The 19,223-nt window shown below is 36.0% G+C and carries 11 protein-coding genes; 4 read left to right on the forward strand and 7 right to left on the reverse strand.

The annotated features are described in order from the left end of the window. Nucleotides 1-460: 460 nt before the first annotated feature. Nucleotides 461-1,786, reverse strand: a complete 1,326-nt coding sequence (locus B0E34_RS03570) for a sigma-54-dependent transcriptional regulator (protein WP_087706820.1) — start codon at nucleotides 1,784-1,786, stop codon at nucleotides 461-463. Between the two features lie 137 nt (nucleotides 1,787-1,923). Between B0E34_RS03570 and B0E34_RS03575 the strand changes: the two genes are divergently transcribed. After that, complete coding sequence (locus tag B0E34_RS03575; RefSeq protein ID WP_442547193.1) at nucleotides 1,924-4,800, forward strand: M16 family metallopeptidase; 2,877 nt, start codon at nucleotides 1,924-1,926, stop codon at nucleotides 4,798-4,800. A gap of 31 nt (nucleotides 4,801-4,831) precedes the next feature. Here B0E34_RS03575 and B0E34_RS03580 read toward each other — a convergent pair whose 3' ends face one another. From B0E34_RS03580 to B0E34_RS03590, 3 genes are all read right to left on the reverse strand, one after another. Then, nucleotides 4,832-5,911, reverse strand: a complete 1,080-nt coding sequence (locus B0E34_RS03580) for a GNAT family N-acetyltransferase (RefSeq protein WP_087706824.1) — start codon at nucleotides 5,909-5,911, stop codon at nucleotides 4,832-4,834. After that, nucleotides 5,908-6,870: a polysaccharide deacetylase family protein gene (locus tag B0E34_RS03585; protein ID WP_228423008.1), complete on the reverse strand. Its 963-nt coding sequence runs from the start codon at nucleotides 6,868-6,870 to the stop codon at nucleotides 5,908-5,910. The genes B0E34_RS03580 and B0E34_RS03585 overlap by 4 nt, the downstream gene beginning before the upstream one ends. 102 nt (nucleotides 6,871-6,972) lie before the next feature. Continuing rightward, nucleotides 6,973-9,111: a S46 family peptidase gene (locus B0E34_RS03590; protein ID WP_087706827.1), complete on the reverse strand. Its 2,139-nt coding sequence runs from the start codon at nucleotides 9,109-9,111 to the stop codon at nucleotides 6,973-6,975. Nucleotides 9,112-9,412: 301 nt separating this feature from the next. Here B0E34_RS03590 and B0E34_RS03595 point away from each other — a divergent pair, with 301 nt between their 5' ends. Beyond that, the gene (locus tag B0E34_RS03595) at nucleotides 9,413-9,895 is read left to right on the forward strand and encodes a copper resistance protein NlpE (protein ID WP_087706829.1); all 483 of its coding nucleotides are present in this window, start codon (nucleotides 9,413-9,415) and stop codon (nucleotides 9,893-9,895) included. Between the two features lie 56 nt (nucleotides 9,896-9,951). Here the strand turns inward: B0E34_RS03595 and B0E34_RS03600 are convergent, their stop codons facing one another. After that, on the reverse strand, nucleotides 9,952-10,599 hold the full coding sequence (locus tag B0E34_RS03600; RefSeq protein WP_087706831.1) for an MgtC/SapB family protein: 648 nt from the start codon (nucleotides 10,597-10,599) through the stop codon (nucleotides 9,952-9,954). A gap of 85 nt (nucleotides 10,600-10,684) precedes the next feature. On the opposite strand from B0E34_RS03600, the gene B0E34_RS03605 reads away from it, so the two are divergent. After that, nucleotides 10,685-11,386 (forward strand): hypothetical protein, encoded by a 702-nt coding sequence (locus B0E34_RS03605; RefSeq protein WP_087706833.1) that lies wholly within the window; start codon nucleotides 10,685-10,687, stop codon nucleotides 11,384-11,386. 50 nt (nucleotides 11,387-11,436) lie between these two features. Here the strand turns inward: B0E34_RS03605 and B0E34_RS03610 are convergent, their stop codons facing one another. Continuing rightward, nucleotides 11,437-13,737 (reverse strand): T9SS type A sorting domain-containing protein, encoded by a 2,301-nt coding sequence (locus tag B0E34_RS03610; protein ID WP_087706835.1) that lies wholly within the window; start codon nucleotides 13,735-13,737, stop codon nucleotides 11,437-11,439. 98 nt (nucleotides 13,738-13,835) lie between these two features. Next, nucleotides 13,836-15,842: an NAD-dependent DNA ligase LigA gene (gene ligA / locus B0E34_RS03615; RefSeq protein WP_087706836.1), complete on the reverse strand. Its 2,007-nt coding sequence runs from the start codon at nucleotides 15,840-15,842 to the stop codon at nucleotides 13,836-13,838. A 242-nt stretch (nucleotides 15,843-16,084) separates the two neighbouring features. Here ligA and B0E34_RS03620 point away from each other — a divergent pair, with 242 nt between their 5' ends. Continuing rightward, complete coding sequence (locus B0E34_RS03620; protein ID WP_087706838.1) at nucleotides 16,085-19,189, forward strand: TonB-dependent receptor; 3,105 nt, start codon at nucleotides 16,085-16,087, stop codon at nucleotides 19,187-19,189. Nucleotides 19,190-19,223 lie beyond the last annotated feature (34 nt).

The raw sequence follows: 19,223 nt of genomic DNA on the forward strand, positions 1-19,223 counted from the left end.
GCAGACTCAGTTTTGAGCGCTCCCGTTCTCTGAACGTTTTTCTTGAAATTGTCATTTTATAAATATTTTATTCAGACTGACAATGCCAAAAGAAGTTCCATTGTTGTTTAGATTAATTTAATTAATTGAAAATGAGTGTTTTGGTTATATTTCATCATGTGCCAAAATACAGAAAAGCCTATCAAAATGATAGGCTCGTTATTAAAATGATAGATTTTATTTTTTTAACCAATTAAGTTCTTTCTTAAAAAAAACAGACTAAAACTATGTTCCTTTATATTTTTGAAGGCATTTTTTAGCTTAAAGCGAAGCTTCTCTTATATAATCTTAACTTCTAAACTGAAAACTTAATGGTTTAATTCTCAATGTATTTAAAATTAGTTGTAATTAATTTATAATCAATTGTTTATTGTTTTAAATAAAATATTCTAGTATCTACAGCGTGGATTTTAATTAACATTTATCTCAAATGATATTCTTCCAGTTTGCGGTATAAGGTAGCAATCCCGATTTCCAGCAATCTCGCTGCTTCTGCCTTGTTTCCTTTGGTGTATTGAAGCACTTTCTGAATATGCTCCTTTTCCAGAGATTTCATGCTGAAAGAATCGTTTTCAGAAGAAACTTTTTCAGAGTAACGAGGAAGACTTTCTGCATCAAGGATATGATCGTTCATTAGGATTAAGCTCCTTTCGACAGTGTTTCGAAGTTCCCGTATGTTTCCTTTCCAGTCGTTTTTTTCCAATGTTTTATAATATTCCGGGGAGATTTCAATATTGGAAATATGAAGTTTTTGAGAAAAAACATTCACAAAATTTTTAGCCAGAGCTTTCAGATCCTCTTTTCTCTCGCGAAGTGACGGAAGCCTGATTTCAAAGATATTCAGCCGGAAATAAAGATCCTCACGGAAGTTTCCTTGCTTTATTTCTTCCTCCAGATCACGGTTTGTCGCGGCAATCAGCCGGAAATCCGATCTGGAAACCTTCGTTTCTCCCATTTTGATAAATTCTTTGGTTTCCAGTACGCGAAGCAGTTTTGCCTGAAGCTCGATCGGCATTTCTCCGATTTCATCCAGAAATAAAGTTCCGCCATTGGCTTCTTCCACCAGTCCTTTTTTATCTTTTACTGCTCCGGTGAAAGCACCAGCTTTATGCCCGAAAAGTTCGCTTTCCAGAATTTCTTTGCTGAAAGCAGAGCAATTGATGGCTACAAAATTATTTTTCTTTCTGTCGCTTCCTTCATGAATGGCATTCGCAAAAACTTCCTTTCCGGTTCCGGTTTCGCCCGTCAGAAGAACGGTTGCATCCGTTAACGCTACTTTCTCAGCCAGTTTTTTTGCCTGAATAATGGACGGTGAATTTCCGATAATCGTTTCAAAACCTTTTGAAGAAGAACTCTTCTGAATGATTTTCGACTTGTTATCTTTCGCTTTTTCCAGAGATTTATAAACAAGCGGAATAATTTTATCATTATCATCACCTTTCACCAGATAATCGTAGGCGCCATTTTTCATTGCCTGAACTGCGTCCGTAATATTTCCGAAAGCCGTCATCAGAATAATTTCCAGATGAGGATATTTTATTTTGATGGATTTTACTAAATCTACTCCGAAAGCATCGGGAAGCCTTACGTCACTCAGCACGACATCAAATTCATACTGTTCGAGCATCGTCATCGCAGAACGTGCGGTGGAAGCTTCTTTTACGTTGAAATTTTCTTGGGAAAGGATCATTCCTAATAATTTCAGGAGCTTGATCTCGTCATCGATGATGAGGATGTTTCCTTGCATGGTGTTGTAATTTGGAAAACTGATGCAAACTTAAATATAAAATGCGAATCTTAATCATAGATTTTAATATTTATAAAATGGAAGGATTCTTTTTTGATTGCTTACATTTGTATTCATTCTATTTTTAAGGGTGAAAAATGAAGTTTATGATTGATAAAAAATTCAGGGAAGAAATTCATACAGATAAAAATAACTACGAATATATCACGGTTTCCAATGACGAAAATGGAGTAAGAATTTACACTTTAAAAAATGGTTTAAAGGTTTTTCTTGCCCAAAATTCTGATGCTCCGAGAATCCAGACTTATATTCCTGTGAGAACCGGAAGCAATAACGATCCTTCTGATAATACAGGTTTGGCGCATTATCTGGAACACATGATGTTTAAAGGAACCTCTAAATTAGGAACTCAAAACTGGGAAAAGGAAAGTGAATTATTAGATCAGATTTCAGATTTATACGAACAGCATAAAGCTGAGAATGATCCTGAAAAAAAGAAAGAAATTTACCGCAAAATAGATGAAGTTTCTCAGGAAGCCAGTCAGTATGCCATTGCGAATGAATATGATAAGGCAATTTCTTCTTTAGGCGCAAGCGGAACCAACGCGCATACATGGTTCGATGAAACGGTTTACAAAAATAATGTTCCGAACAATGAGCTTGAAAAATGGCTGAAAATCGAGAAAGAACGTTTTTCTGAACTGGCCTTAAGGCTTTTTCATACCGAACTGGAATCTGTTTATGAAGAATTCAACAGAGCACAGGATAACGATTCGCGTCTGGTAAATTATGAACTGATGGACGCACTTTTTCCTACGCATCCCAACGGTCAGCAAACGACTTTAGGAAAGGCGGAACATCTGAAAAATCCTTCCATGAAGGCGATTCATAAATATTTTGATGAATATTATGTTCCGAACAATTATGCTATGGTTTTGGTAGGAGATCTTGATTTTGAAGATACGATTCAACTTGTTGACCAATATTTTGGAACCATTCCGTACAGAGAACTTCCGAAAAAAACGCCCATTATCGAAAAACCGATTACGGAAATTATAAAACGAACGGTAAAAAGTCCCACAACGCCGAGAGTGCAGTTGGCGTGGAGAACGGAAAGTTACGGCACAAAAGAAGCGATCTTGGCGGATGTGGTGGTAAATATTCTTAGCAACAGGGGAGAAGCAGGATTGCTGGATCTAAATATCAATCAGACTCAAAAATTATTGTGGGGACAGGCGTATTCAGTAGGTCTGAAACAGTACGGATATTTTTCCATCGTTGCCGTTCCGAAGGAATCGCAGACTTTGGATGAAGCCAGAGATTTGGTTCTGGAGCAGATCGAACTGGTTAAAAAAGGAGAATTTCCGGACTGGATGCTTCCTGCCATCATCAATGATTTTAAAATCCAGAGGATGAAAGCGCTGGAAACCGCAGACGGATTGGCAACAAATCTTTACGATACGTACATCAAAGGAAGAACGTGGGAACAGGAACTGAATGAAATGGATCAGTATGAAAAACTGACTAAAAAAGAGGTTATCGCCTTTGCCAATGAGTTTTTCAGAGATAATTATGTGATCGTTTATAAAGAAAAAGGAGTAAACGAAAAATTGATCCGCGTAGAAAATCCGGGAATTACTCCTGTGAAAATAAACCGTGAAGCCCAGTCTGAATTTTTACAGCAGATTCTGGAAGAAAAAACAGAAGATATTCAGCCTGAATTTGTGGACTATGAAAAGGAAATTCAGAAAGATGTTATTAAAGGCAAGACCGTCAGTTTTGTTAAAAATAAATACAACGATATTGCGCAGGTTCATTTTATTTTTCCGTTCGGAAGTGATCATGACCGCGACCTTGCCATTTCGACACAGGTTCTTCAGTATCTGGGAACTGAAAAATTCTCTCCGGAAGATCTGAAAAAAGAATTCTTCAAAATCGGCGTTACCAATGATTTTAAAACCACCAACGATCAGCTGATTATTTCGCTGAACGGTCTGGAAGAAAACATTGAAAAAGGAATAGATCTTCTGCAGCATTGGCTGTATGAAGTAAAACCGGATCAGGAAATTTACAGGCAGTTTACAGAAACTATTCTGGAAAACCGTGCTGCGATGAAGAAGGATAAAGGCAGAATTATGACGGCTCTTACAAATTATACCAAATTGGGATCTTTTTCACGGTTTACGGATGTTATTTCTAAAGAAGAGCTGGAAAGCAGCAATGTGGAGGTTTTTACAGACCGGATGAAGAAGCTTTTCAAATATCCGTATCAGATATTTTTCTACGGAAGAAATTTTAAAAATTTCACTTCATACATCGGAAAATATACTGAAAATGAAATTTTTGCAATTCCGGAGCCTAAAAATTATCCGGAACCGGAAACCGATGGAAATGTATATTTTACAGATTACGACATGGTTCAGATGGAAATGAGTAAGGTAGGAAGAGGTCGAAACGTAAACACAGAAAATTTTGGTAAAATCAATGTTTTTAATGAATATTTCGGACGTGGTTTGTCATCCATTGTTTTTCAGGAAATCCGCGAAAGCAAAAGTTTAGCGTATTCTGCATACGTTTCTTACGCTGCCAATTCAGAGCTGGATCATCCGGATTACATTACCACCTACATCGGAACGCAGCCGGACAAATTACAGATTGCTGTAGATACGATGACTGAACTGATGACCGAGCTTCCTGAAGTGAAGGTACAGTTTGAAAATGCAAAAAATTCTGCTTTGAAACAGATTGCTTCGCAACGGATAACGAGAACGAATATTTTCTTCAATACGTTAAGATTAAGAAAACTGAATATTCATCATGATTTCAGGAAAGATATCTATCAGCAGATTGAAAGCCTGAAATTTGAAGATCTGAAAGATTTTTACGACCATTACATAAAATCCGTTCACTTCAACACCGCCATTATCGGGAAAAAAGAAAACCTGAACAGGGAAGCGGTTGATAAGATGGGAACCTTCAGTGAAGTGAGTTTAAAAGATATTTTCGGACATTAAAAAAGAGGCTTGAAAAAAGCCTCTTTCCGTTTTAGGTCATTGCACAATCTCCGTCTCCATCCTGAAAATCCGGATTAAAATCTTTCGGCAGATTAGCAAGTAAATTTTTATGGAACATATACCTTCTTTCAAAATCTTTCTGATAAATTTTCTGAAACTGCTTTGAAGAAGCGATATTTTCATTAAGTTCAATATGATAATTCGTTAGAACCTTCACTTTATTTTTCACAATGAAATCATTCAGAAATACAACAAATTTCTTTAATTCTGTTTTTGAAAATAAATATAAAACTTTAAGCGTTCCATCTCTTAGAAGCAGAAGCGAACAGGTTTCCAGATTGTTATTTTCATCATAGATTTTTATCCAAAAATATCTGAACTGTTTTGAGTAAGCTGAAAAAAGATAATCTTTTTCTGTGTTTTCGCTTTTCAGAACCCATGGATTTTCAATAAACCAGTTGATCTCACCAGATGTTCTGTTGCTTTTAAACGCCGACAAAAATGCTGAACTTTCCGCATCAATTTTATCTGAAATTTCAAACTTAAAATCAGGCTTTTGGGTGAAAATTTTTCTAAACGACAATAGCGTATTGATAAAACTATCCGCAATTTTAAAAATCGGCTGAAAAGATTTTAAACCAGACTTTTTTGAAGGAATGATCGTTGCAAAATCTGCTTTGAAATAATATCTCTTTCCTCTTTTAGGCTGAATGTACCGGAAAAGTCCAATTTTATTATACAGACTTTCTGCTTCTTTTGTAAATTCTGTAATGGCAATATTTCCGTCGTATTCTTCAAAGGCTGTATTTAATAAAGTTTGTGCAATTTTCTTTCCGCGAAACTCATTGCTGATGAAAAGGGTACTGAGCCATGCATACTTAAAAGGTTTTCCATCGATGATAAAATGATCGGGAAAACAGCCTAAATAACCTGCCAACTGATCGTTATGAAACGCGAGAATCAATAAAATATCTTCGTCATTAGCTTTTGGATTTCTAATGTGTGAAATAGCGCGATGTTTTGTAATAGGCAGAAAATCATACTTTTTATAATCGCCGGATGATATGAATTCTTCAAGTTTTTTTCGGTTTAAAGTTTTCAGATTAATCATCTTCTTGCAATTTTATTTTTGTTAAAAATCTTCTTCAGTTTAAAGTAGGACATTTCTTTTTTTAAAGTAATTTCAGCCTTTTCGCCTGTTTCAAAAGGAATTCTCTGAAAATTTTGAGGAACACTGTCGAGCTTAATTCCTGCGGTTCCAAAGCTGCAGAAGATTTCAGGATTTGTAAATAACTGATCAAAAAAAGCTTTTTCTACTCCAAAATCAGTAAATGGAAAAGCAAAACTTTCATATAAAAAATCATTCTGCTTCAGATAGTCAAAAGTTCGGATACAGGGTTCAAGTTGCTGATTAATAGTTAATTCATTGTATAAAGGATGATCCCAACTGTGAGAGGAGATTCCGAATCCTTTCTCCGTAACACTTTTTAACTGATCCAAAGTCATGTAGGGTTTCTGCTGATTTAAAAATGAATTGAAATCAATTTCCAGAATTTCTGCAAGCTGGTCTAAAAGATTTTGTTGTAAATAGCTGATTTTTAAAATTTCAGAAATAGTATTTTCTTTTGTTTTAAGAATGCTGAAAATGTGAGGGTTTATATCTTTTTTTTTCTCGATTTTATCAACTAAAAGACTTGCTTTACAGCGAAACATCAGGTTTTTATTGTCAATAAATTCAGGATTGATAAAGTTAACCGCATAAATTCCTTTTCTTTCCAAAACAGGCATTACAACGTCATAAAACTCACGCAATCCATCATCAAAAGTCAGTAAAGCAATCTTCTTTTTCGGTTTAAAATTTCCTTTGATAAAATCTTTGAATTCCTGCCAGTTGACAAACTGAAAATATTTCAGAAAATAATCTAAATCCTGCTCGAACTGTTTTACATTTTTATATTGAATGATATTTTGAAGATGAGGCAGATTTTCATCGGAAACACAGTGGTAAACGGGTAAAAAGTAAGAGAGAGGAAATGATTTTTCGACATTCCCATTTTCAAATTCTGACAAAAAATTAATGATTTTTCTTTTCATTGATCTGTCAAAAATAAAAAGAATCTATTTAAATCCGTTGAAAAATTTAAATAGACTCTTTTAAATATGTTTTAAAAATTATTTTACAATCTTCATCTCATCAATCAGCCATTTGGAATCTGCAAATTTATCGATGATGAAAAGAATATACTTCGTATCCACCATGATATTTCTGCTGAAACGAGGGTCATAATTAATGTCGCTCATTGTTCCTTCCCATTGTCTGTCGAAATTCAGTCCTACCAGATTTCCGTTGGCATCAAGAGCCGGACTTCCGGAGTTTCCTCCAGTTGTGTGGTTGGTTGCTGTAAATCCTACAGGAACATCGCCGGTTTTATCTTTGTACACTCCGAAATCTTTCTTGCTGTAAAGATCAATCAGCTTTTTCGGAACATCAAATTCATAATCTCCCGGAACATATTTTTCCATTACACCCGCCAAATGCGTCTGATAATTGTAAGAAACGGCATCTCTCGGAGAAGAACCTTTCACTTTTCCGTACGTTACACGAAGCGTAGAGTTCGCATCCGGAAAGAATTTTCTGTCTTTATCCGTTGCCATTTGCTGTGCCATATAAGTCTTCTGTAAAGCGTCAATTTTCGTCTGCATCGACGTGAACTGAGGATCCGCTTTTGTGATGTAGGTATCTCTCATGGATAAATAAGTCAGATAAACAGGATCTTTTTTCAATGTCTTGATCAGTTTATCCTGATTGGAGAATGCTTTTTCGATATCTTTACTAAGAAAAGCTCCGTTTACTTCAGTTCTTCCTGTGATGATGGAGTTTTTAGAGTCATCTTCAATCGTCTGAAGATTTTGCGCTTCATTTTTATATTTTTCAAATCCTGCAGGTAAAAATTCCGGAGCCGTTTTATTGGCATAAAGAGCCAGTAATTTTGCCGTAACTTTTGCATCAAGTTCTGCATTGTAATCTTTGTAGAAAGAAGTCAGCCTGTTTTTAAAGGAAGTGGTTCCTTTTTCGTCCATTCTTCCGGCTTCAACCGCAGTAACGTAGTTGTAGAAAAGATTGGCAAGCATTAATGTTTCTGCATTTCTGATGGTTTCAGAATAATATGCGTTGTTTAATGCATAAGGAGCCTGATCGTTGTAAAGTTTGTTCAGTTGATCTAAAGTCGTTTTTATATCTTTGTTTTTAGCGATCAGAGAGTTTTCATACTGTACTTTTTTCTCTACCGCGTTAGATTTTTTCAGACCTTCTACTTCGCCGATCCATTTTTTCCAGTAATTGGCTACCGAAGCGTATTTTGAAGCATACTGAATTCTTGTGGCATCATCGGTACGCATTTTTTCGTCCAGCGTTTTCAAAGCAACATCTCTCACTGCAATTCTCGCAGGATCGGTGTCTTTCATGATCTTTTCAACCGCAATCGCAGGAAGATATTCTGTGGTTCTTCCCGGGAATCCGAATACAAAAGTGAAATCATTCTCATTTTTATCTTTAATGGAAACCGGAAGATAATGTTTCGGAACGTAAGGAACATTGTCTTTAGAATATTCCGCTGGTTTATTGTTTTTATCAGCATAGATTCTGAACATGGAGAAATCTCCTGTATGTCTTGGCCAAACCCAGTTGTCTGTATCTGAACCGAATTTTCCGATGCTTTGAGGCGGCGCTCCTACCAAACGAATATCTTTGAATGTTTCGATAGTGAAAGCATAGAATTTATTTCCGTAATACATGGATCTTACAGAAATCGACTGATAAGGTTCTGTTTTCTGAGAGTTTTTGTAAATCTCAATATTTTTGGCAATCTGTTTAGAAAGTTCAGGTTCCTGAAGTTTATCCGTACCTTCTAAAATCTGAGAAGTTACTTCTTTGATATCAACAATAAAGTCTACCGTTACTCCCGGATTCGGAAGTTCTCCCTGAGGATTTTTTGCCCAGAAACCATTTGATAAAAGGTCATTCTGTACCGTAGAGTGAGACTGAATCTGTCCGTAACCGCAGTGGTGATTGGTAAGCAATAACCCTTTTGGCGAGATAATTTCCGCGGTACAGCCTCCGTTGAATTGTACTACCGCATCTTTTATGCTTGCTTTTTGCGGATTGAAAATGTCTTTTGCAGAGATTTTCATTCCCAAATCTTTCATTTCCTTTTCATTAAGCTCCGTTGGAATCCACATTCCGCCGTATTGCTGTGCAAACGTCATTACAGCCGGCAAAAGAAATACAGATAGAAGTATCTTTTTTGTCATAATCAAAATTTTGCCCCAATTTACAAAGAAAAAGGGAGATTTGGGTTAAAATTGGCTGATAGTTGATTGTTTTTTTAGAGGCTGTTCAAATTTAATATTTTATGATTCTTTTATTTTCAAAAACAAAATTTTAATTCAGCATAACGATTATTCTAGAAAAGTAAAAACAAATAAAATTTTTGTATCAGGATTGATCATAAGGTTTAATCTTTAATCAGTTCGATCTATTAACCATCAACAAGAAACCATCAGGCGGCTTAATTTTTGCTGCTGAAAAAGCATTCACGCTAAATCATTTATTATGAAAAATTCAATTCAGATTCTGGGAATCGTTCTTGTATCGCTTGTGGTTTCCTGTACGCAAAAAGACAAAAATCCTGAAGTGGAGATGAACCCTAAAACAGATCCGATGGCGATTCAGGCTCCGGTGGACAGTACCAAAACAGATTCTGTTTCGGGATCTGATAATTCAGAAAATTCTTTGGACTGGGACGGAACGTATGAAGCCACAGTTCCATGTGCTGACTGCCCCGGAATTAAAACCATCCTTGTTTTAAGTAAAGACAAAGCTTTTAAAATTACAGAAGAATATCTGGAAAGAAATTCTAAAAATGAAGATACAGGAACTTTTGAATGGGATTCTTCCGGAAGCATTATTACCTTAAACGGAAAAATTTCAAAATACAAATATAAAGTCGGGGAAAATACACTTACACAGCTTGATATCGAAGGAAAACCGATTGATGGTCCCAATAAAACCCTGTATATTTTTAAAAAGAAATAATAGTGCAACCTCCAAAATCCCTCATCTTAAGAGATTTTTTATTGACATCGGTGATATTAAAACTGATAGGCAATTATTTTATCATCTTCCATTAGGCTTTTCATTAAAATTTCATGATTGGTATTATTTCCTGTAACCACCCATGTTGTCGATAAATTTCCCTGTGTGTACTGCTGTTTTGCGAGGATGAATTTCAGATTGTTTTTCTTAAAAAGTTCTTCACAGTGTTGAATATCATGATAATTGACGACTGCAATTTTATACTCCCGGATTTTATGATGCCTGTCTATAAATTTTTCAAAATAGGTTAAGTAGTTTAAAACCAATAAAATAAGTAGCGTTCCGAGGAGAGAAAGATAAACATATCCGGATCCGACTGCCATTCCGATGGAAGCGGTTGCAAAAATGGTTGTGGCAGTGGTAATTCCGTCGATTTTATTATCCCCTTTAAAAATAACTCCTGCTCCTAAAAAGCCGATTCCGGTAATGATATTGGCAGCAAGACGATCCGGATTGGCAACTCCGATTTTAATGGAAAGTATTGTAAACAGGCAGGATCCGAAACAGACCAGAATAAAAGTACGCAAACCTGCCGATTTATTTCTGTATTCCCGCTCCGTTCCGATGAAAATGCCGAGAAGAACGGAGATAAAAATCAGCAGAAGCTCATTCTGGATGACGTAATGATCTTTTAAAAATTCCATTTTGAAGATTTTACTAAATAAAATTACAATAATTCTTTTGATAAAAATCCAAATGAGGTATATTGTATCGTAAAATACTAAACCATTGAATGAAAGTCTGAAAAAGTCGATTGAAAACTTATATTCTGTTTTTTCAAAATATGAAATCCGGTCTTTTATAGAGGGATGCCCCTGTTGCGTTTCGGATCGTGACAAAGAGAAAATTCATAGTAAGGAACTCAGAGAACTCGAAGAAGAGGATCTTTCCCGATATGCTTTCAAAGCAATGACAACGTGGGGAAATGTGGATGATTTTAAACATTTCCTGCCGAGAATACTGGAACTTTGTATCGATCATGATCTGGGAATCCATCCGTTTGGTATTTTCGGAAAACTGAAGTACGGAAAATGGGAAATCTGGAATGATGTTGAAAAAGAAGCGGTTATCACTTTTCTTTTGGAATGGTGGAAGTATTTCTTAGAAAACAGGACTTTTTTTGATAATGATCTGTTTTTCGAAGTCTATAATATGGCTGGTGAAATTGAAAAATTATTAGACTACTGGAAAGTAGATATTGCCCAAAACAGCTTTATGATTTATGTGGATTTTATCCGGTATTATTATCAGGATTTTGTCAACGAAAACCTGAAAAATAAAAGTTTGAATGAATCGGATCATAAAAAATTTCTGAAATGGATCAAAGAAAATGCGAAAAGTCTTGAAGAAGGTTTTTATTATTTCGAAAAGAGGAATGAAAGTTTTGCAAGGGAAATTTCGGATGCTCTGTATATTTTGGAACATAGCTAAAAAAAGACTGCCTTTGAAAGACAGTCTTTGGTAATAGTATTCAGATCAGTTTAATTTTTAATGAATTTCTGAACGAATGTTTTATCTTTTGTGGATAATTTAATGATGTAGTTTCCTTTGGCAAGTTCAGAAACATTCATTGAATTTCCTTTTACCGATGCTGAACTTAATATTCTTCCTGAAGCGTCGTAAATTTCAGCTTTTACAATTTCATTTTTAGACTGAATGTTTAAAACTTCTTTTACAGGATTCGGATAGATCGAAACTTCATTGTTTTTTGATGCCATTTCGGACGTCGACAATACGTTTTGAACAGTTGTTGTGTAAGTATTGGTTACAATCGGAGCATTATAATCAAAATAAATTTTTGCAGTATTACTGAAGCTGTCTCCAATATTTAATGTGGATTTTGTTTTAATTTTAAATGAAACATATCCGCCATTATTTCCTGCCGCGTAAGGAAGCTGAATATTTTCGAAAATAAATTCTACGGTATTCGGATTGATAGTTCGGGTTATAAAGTTATGACTGCTGTTTAACGGAATTAGTGTGGACAGATCAAATTTCGAGGTATCAATCTCATCTTTTACGACAATGTTTTGCGCATTTGCAGTTCCGGTATTCTCAAATCTGATCACATAATGAACATAGTCGCCCACTTTTGCTTGTGTAATGGAAGTTCCTTCCAGACACGTTTTATCATTCGGATCGAAAGAATTGACAACAGTCTGATTTAACGTAAATGTATTATCCAGAGGAGTTTCGTCCGTTGCTCCATTAATTTGAGTGGTATAATTAAGAACCGCGCCACCATTTAACGGAGGAGTTTGCGTAGGAGTATTTAAAGCAAAAGTAATTGTAATTTCTCTGGTTTCAAAAGGATTCAGGTTGCTGAAATTCCAGTTTAATAGTCCGGTTGACTGAGAATTTACTGTGACAGATGAGCTTGAGAAATCCATCAGATTATCATTATAATTGAAAGATAAAGTTCCGGATTGTGTTCCGGTTCCTTTATTTTTATAAACGATTTTGTATTTTGCACTGAAGCCTGGTCTTGCCGCATTAATCGGAATAATTACTGCTTCAAGATCATTGTGTACTCCATTGGCTGAAAGGCAGAAGTTTTGTATTAATGGACTCGTTTGCGTTGGAAAATTTGCTGTTAAGCTTGTGGGTGAAATATTGAAATAAGAAGGGTTTTCAATAACCGGAGTTATTGTGTGAGAACCAGCACCTACAGCAATTGAATGATTTCCTGATGCATTCGCAATTAAACTTCCCGAAACCGTTCCGTTGGTAATATTGAATTTCTGAAAAGCTTTATTACTGTCATTAACATCACAACCGTTATTGTTACCATCATATTTTGTATTTCCCTGAATGGTATAATTTACTCCACCCGGTGTAAAAGAACAGTAAGAGTTTATCACGCAGGAACTTCCAGATGGTAATAAAGCGCTTACATTCGATATTTCTGAATCATCGGCACAAATGTAAACAAGATTAGGAGTGTTGGAAAAAGTTGAATTATTATTTGGGGTAAAATTGTTGATACCATTCTTTATAAACAATGATTGAAGATAGGGATTTGAATCGCATAAAAAAGTCGCCAGATTTGGATTTTGGGAAAAATCAATGCTTGTAAACTTATTAGTCGTACATCTAATCCCTAAAAGTTGTGGAAAAGAGCTGAAATCCTGCGTTGTAAATTTATTATTAAAAATATTTAAATATTGTAAATTAGGTGTTTGGTTTACAGGAAGTGACTGAAGATTATTCACTGCCAGATTTAATGAATTTAGATTAATATTATTATTTAAATAAATATTATTAAGTTGTGATAACTGAATATCAGCACTATATAAATTTGTTAACCCGGAAAGATTAATAGAAGGAAGGTTTGCCATGAAAATATCAAGATCGTATAATTGGCTGCAACCTTGGATATTAACTGATGAAAGTGCATAACATTGGGAGATGTCAAGTTTATATAAGTAGACGTTATCACTAATATCAAGAGATGTTAGAAGAAGAAAGTTATTAATCCTAAGACTCTCAAGTTTGGTAAAACTTTTAATACCTTCCATTGAAACGATATTATCAAAATAATAAGAGGAATTAGGGATTATCATTTTATCAAAATTTAACGACTTTATTTTTGCAGCTTCGGTCACCTGAATTTCTCCATCATGATTAGTATCAATAACTGTAGGAAAATCGTTGATATTCAATGCGAAAGATGTAGAGTTAGTGAGTAAAATATTTTTGAAATTCGCATCCGGAATATTCAAAATCTGTGCCTGAAAAACAGCACATAAAACGATACAAATGATTAAATAGATTTTTCTCATGTATTATTAGTTATTAGTTTATTTTTTTAATTAAAAGCAAAAATAAACCATTGAAAATTAATCTCAATGGTTTATTATGTTAAATATTTTTATAATTTTTACTGTTTTTCTACCAAATCCAGAAACTGCTGTTCATCCAGAATCTCAATTGTTCCGATGTCCTGTGCTTTTTTCAGTTTGCTTCCGGCTTTTTCGCCCACCACAAGGAAATTCAGGTTTTTGGATACTGCCGAAATATTTTTTCCGCCGTGTTTTTCCACCATTTCTTCTGCTGCTTCTCTTGTAAATAATGATAATTTCCCAGTAAAAAGGAATGTTTTTCCTTCCAGAACATTCGACAGGACTTCGTTCGTACTTTCGCCTTTTTCAAGCTGTACTCCGTAAGATCTTAACCTTTCGATCATCAAAATATTTTCGGAATTTGCAAAAAACTCCACGATGCTTACCGCGATTTTGGTTCCGATATCTTCCACTTGGCAAAGCTCTTCCACCGTTGCATTTTTCAGATCTTCGATGGTCGGGAAATTTTTAACCAGTTTTTTTGCAACTGTTTCTCCGACGTGTTTTATCCCGATTCCGTACAGAACTTTTTCAAACGGAATTTCTTTGGATTTTTCGATTCCTGAAATGATGTTCTGTGCCGATTTTTCTGCCATTCTTTCCAACGGAAGAAGCTGTTCTTTTGTTAAAACATAGAAATCTGCCGGATTTTCAATCAGTTGTTCCCTGTAAAGCTGCTCAATAGTCTCACTTCCCAGATTATCAATATTTAAAGCCTTTCTCGAAACATAATGGATCATTCTTCCCACAACCTGTGGCGGACAGTGAAGATCATTCGGACAGAAATGAATTGCCTGATCTTCAATTTTTACAAGTTCAGTTCCGCATTCCGGACAATTTTTGATGTATTCAATTTCCTTGCTTTCTTCCGTTCTTTTTTCGGTATTGACGCCGACAATTTTCGGGATAATTTCACCGCCTTTTTCTACATAAACGAAATCATTTTCATGAAGATCCAGCTTTTTAATAATATCTTCATTGTGAAGCGAGGCTCTCTTTACGATCGTTCCGGCTAATAACACAGGTTTCAGATTCGCAACCGGAGTGATGGCTCCTGTTCTTCCGACCTGATAGGAAACACTTTGCAGTTCGGTTTCCACTTTTTCAGCCTTAAATTTATAAGCCATTGCCCAACGTGGAGATTTTGCGGTATATCCAAGCTGTCTCTGCTGTTTTAAAGAGTTGACTTTTAAAACGATACCATCAATTTCAAACGGTAAATTATGACGCTCTACATCCCAGAAATTAATAAATTCTTTAACCTCATCCAAAGAGGTACACAATTTTGCCTGCTGAGAAGTTTTGAAACCCCAGCTTTGCGCTTTCTGAAGCAGTTCCCAATGCGATGCTGCAGGAATATCTTCTGAAATAAACTGATACAGAACCGATGAAAGCCCACGTTTTCTCACTTCGCCGCTGTCCTGCATTTTCAGACTTCCGCTTGCGGTATTTCTGGGATTCATGAACGGATCCAGACCTTCTTCCTCACGCTGTTTGTTGATTTTATCGAAATTTTTTCGGGTTAAATAAATTTCACCGCGCATAAAGAAATGTTCAGGGAAATCACCTTTCAGTTTCAGAGGAATATCCGAAATGGTACGAACGTTTGCCGTTATTTCATCACCCTGAAAACCATCGCCGCGAGTTACTGCCTGAACCAGTTTTCCGTTTTCATACAAAATGGAGATTGAAGCACCGTCATATTTCAGTTCGGCAACAAATTCCACCGGTTCGTCAATCGTTTTAATAATTCTTTTTTCCCAGTCTTCAAGATCATCAAAATCATAGGAATTATCCAGAGAATACATTCTGAATTTATGCTGAACCGTGGGGAAAACTTTGGTAATTCCTCCGCCGACACGAACGGTAGGAGAGTTTTCATCGAAAAATTCGGGATATCGGGCTTCCAGATCACGAAGCTCTTCCAGCAGCATATCAAAATCATAATCCGAAATCGTCGGAGTATCAAGGAGATAATAATTTTCGTTATGCTGATGAAGCTCTTTTCGCAGATCTTCTATTTTTTGTTGTATGTTTTCGGACATCGGGTTTTTATCTTTTCAGCAAAAATAAATAAAAGAAATTCCAATTTAAAAAATAAGGGAATTAAATATTCTGCGAAAATTAAAAAGTTGTAACATATTTCAACCCACTGATTATCCACCAGATAAAATCGGGGTTAAAATTCAGGTAACATAAGGTTCCCATATAATTTAAAAAATGTTAAAACTCCCTTAAACAGAGGATCCTGAAAGTCAAAATACATTTGCAAAGCTAATTTGTAAATATGAAAAAAGTAAAGATTGTATTGGGGTTATTGTTTCTGAGTTTCGGAACTCTTGCGTATGCGCAGACCACTCAGGCTTCCATTGTAGGAAAAGTTACCGGAACCGGAAAAGCTCCGCAGGAAAAGGTAAAAGTAACCATTGTAAATGAATCGACAGGGTTTAAAACGGAAACGGAAACCAATTCGAAAGGGGAATATATTTTCAAAGAAATTCCTTTGGGCGGACCTTATACGGTATTCGTAAATGATGAAAAAAGGGAAGGATACAATGTGAATTTTGGAGATCAGGTAACGGTAAACGTAGATCTGGGAAGCGAGAAAAGCATTGAAGAAGTTGTTGTTACCGGAAATTTAAAAAACAAAATCGGGAATTTAGGTGCGGCAACAGCCATCACAACCAAAAACATCGGAATTTTGCCTGTAAACGGAAGAAACTTCAACAACCTTGCTGAACTTTCACCTTTGAGCGGTAAAAACGGAAGTATTTCCGGACAGTTGGGCTCTTCCACGAATTTTACCATCGACGGAATGACAGCGAAAAATCCTACATCTGCAGGTTCTACGACAAGCAGAAGCAATGCTCCGTTTTCTATTTCCATCGAAGCGGTTCGTGAATTTAAAGTAACCACCAATCAATATGATGTCACATTAGGAAGAAGCGGAGGCGGAACCGTGAGTGCGGTTACAAAATCCGGAACGAATACATTCTCTGGAAGTGCATGGGAATATTTAAGAACAAATTGGCTTTCGAGCAAATATGACATCAGAGGAAATAAAATCAACAACGATTTTTCCACTTCCCAGTTTGGGTTCTCTTTAGGCGGACCGATCATTAAGAACAAACTGCATTTCTTCGTTGCATGGGATCATCAGTTGGATTCTAGACCGTTGCAGATTGCCGATATCAAATCTCATGACGACGAATTGAGATTAAATACCACAACGGCTACTTTAAATAAGTTCCTTGATATTGCAAGAGCCAAATATGGGGTTGGAAATACACCGCAGTTCGGAAGTTTTGATAAAGTGAGAAATTCTGATGCCGGATTTTTGCGTTTAGACTGGCAGATTAACGATAAAAACTTATTAACTCTAAGAAATAACTTCACCTACGATCTGAACAAAAACGGTTTAGGAGACAACACAGCGATCAATGCATTTGAATCCTATGGAAATGATAAAAATCTGGATAACAGCTTATTATTGACTTTAAGATCCAACTTAAAACCGAATATGACGAATGAACTGAAGGCGCAGTATCTTTACACGTTTCAGGACAGTTATCAGAACGATCAGCTTGGTCATCCCGTTCCGAGAGCCATTGTCGAAAATATCGTAACCAGCATCGATGGAAAAGACAAGGCGACCAATATTCAGATCGGAGGACACCGTTTTGCGCAGGAGAGTTTCAGGAATAATGTTTTCCAGATCGTAGACAATTTATACTACAATACGGATAAAATTAAATATACATTCGGAGCAGATTTAATGTATACGATGGCAAAATCTGTGTATGGAAGTGAAGTGAATGGAAGGTTCCACTTCAGGGAAAATCCTACTGTGAACGGTGGAGATAATTTATTTAATTTTAATAATCTTGTTGCGTACAGATTTTACAGAGAAGTTCCTTTGATGGAAGATCCTTCCGTGAAATCCAATATCTATAACTTGGGAGTTTACGGACAGATTCAGACAAAAATTGCAAAAGGTCTGGATTTAATGGCGGGTTTAAGATTAGATTACGGAGGCTATCCGAAAGCAGGCTTTAACCAGAAATTGTATGATGAAATGGGAATCCGGACAGATAATCAGATCAAATCATTCATCATTCAGCCAAGATTCCAGTTCGATTGGAATATTAATGAAGGAAATAAAGACTTCCTGAAATTCGGAGCCGGAATTTTCTCTTCAGACATCAACAATTATATGATTATCAATAATCTGGTGTTTGACGGAAGACATTTGGCAACAGTGGATGTGACTGGCAAAGATGTTCCTATTCCGAACTTTAATAGCTATAGAAATGATTATAGCACTGTTCCTACACTTGCTCAGAATCAGATTCCTACCATTAACTATACAGGAAAAGATGCAAAAATTCCGGTGGTTTATAAAGCCAATGTTTCTTACACGCATTTCTTCAACGAGAGATTCAGAGCGGGAGTTGCGGGTTACATGACGTTGGGAAGAAACAACTATTTCTATTACGACAGAAATATGGTGACAAATCCTTATTTTACGCTGGATAATGAAGGAGGAAGAGGCGTTTTTGTTCCTGCAGCAACGATCACAGCCAACGGAACGCTGAACTGGAAAGATGGAAGAATCAACAAAAATTTCGGAAGAGTTCTGGAATTGGTGAGTGATGGAAAAGTCAATCAGTTTTCATTCGTTTTAGACACAAGTTACCGTTACTGGAAAGACGGAGAAATTACAGCAAGTTACACCTGGGCAGACATCAAAGACAATACTTCGTATAACGGAAACGTAGCCAATTCTGCAACACTGTCTACCATGGTTTCAGGAGATCCGAGAAACTTAAGAATGTCGTATTCGGACAACCAGTTCAGAAACAAAGTCGTGATTTATGGTAATTCACCAACGATTGCAGGATTTACTTTGGGAATCAGGTATGCCGGAATCGGCGGAACCCGTTTCTCTGTAACGGCAGGAGGAAATGTAAACGGAGATTTCGTAGACACGAACGATTTAGCTTACATTTTTCCGAATCTTACACAGACTTTAATTGATAATCCTGAAGTGGGACAGGCTTTGAAGAACTACATTACAGATTACAACAACAAAGTTGCAGAAAGAAACGGCGGAAAGAACGGTTTCTACGGAGTTTGGGACGTTCGTGTAGCAAAGAAAATCAAATTTGAAAAAATCGGAGCCTTTGAGCTTTCAGTGGATATTTTCAACGTTGCCAATTTGCTTAACAAAGAATGGGGCGTTAACAAATCTTACGGAAATACGGCGCTGTACAGAATTACAGGATTTGATCAGGCAACAAAACAGTTTAAGTACAGCCTGAATACAAGCGGACTGGAGCCACTTTCAGGAAATCCTTACCAAATCCAGATCGGAGCGAAATATTCTTTTTAATTTAAAAATAGAATGTTTAAACTAGTTTTAAATT

The organism is Chryseobacterium mucoviscidosis (assembly GCF_002177115.1).
Taxonomy (GTDB): Bacteria; Bacteroidota; Bacteroidia; order Flavobacteriales; family Weeksellaceae; genus Chryseobacterium; species Chryseobacterium mucoviscidosis.

Excerpts from the sequence above, each read along its gene's own strand:
- B0E34_RS03570 (WP_087706820.1), bottom strand. The coding sequence starts at position 1,786 with ATGCAAGGAAACATCCTCATCATCGATGACGAGATCAAGCTCCTGAAA.
- B0E34_RS03575 (WP_442547193.1), top strand. The coding sequence starts at position 1,924 with ATGAAGTTTATGATTGATAAAAAATTCAGGGAAGAAATTCATACAGAT.
- B0E34_RS03580 (WP_087706824.1), bottom strand. The coding sequence starts at position 5,911 with ATGATTAATCTGAAAACTTTAAACCGAAAAAAACTTGAAGAATTCATA.
- B0E34_RS03590 (WP_087706827.1), bottom strand. The coding sequence starts at position 9,111 with ATGACAAAAAAGATACTTCTATCTGTATTTCTTTTGCCGGCTGTAATG.
- B0E34_RS03595 (WP_087706829.1), top strand. The coding sequence starts at position 9,413 with ATGAAAAATTCAATTCAGATTCTGGGAATCGTTCTTGTATCGCTTGTG.
- B0E34_RS03600 (WP_087706831.1), bottom strand. The coding sequence starts at position 10,599 with ATGGAATTTTTAAAAGATCATTACGTCATCCAGAATGAGCTTCTGCTG.
- B0E34_RS03610 (WP_087706835.1), bottom strand. The coding sequence starts at position 13,737 with ATGAGAAAAATCTATTTAATCATTTGTATCGTTTTATGTGCTGTTTTT.
- ligA (WP_087706836.1), bottom strand. The coding sequence starts at position 15,842 with ATGTCCGAAAACATACAACAAAAAATAGAAGATCTGCGAAAAGAGCTT.
- B0E34_RS03620 (WP_087706838.1), top strand. The coding sequence starts at position 16,085 with ATGAAAAAAGTAAAGATTGTATTGGGGTTATTGTTTCTGAGTTTCGGA.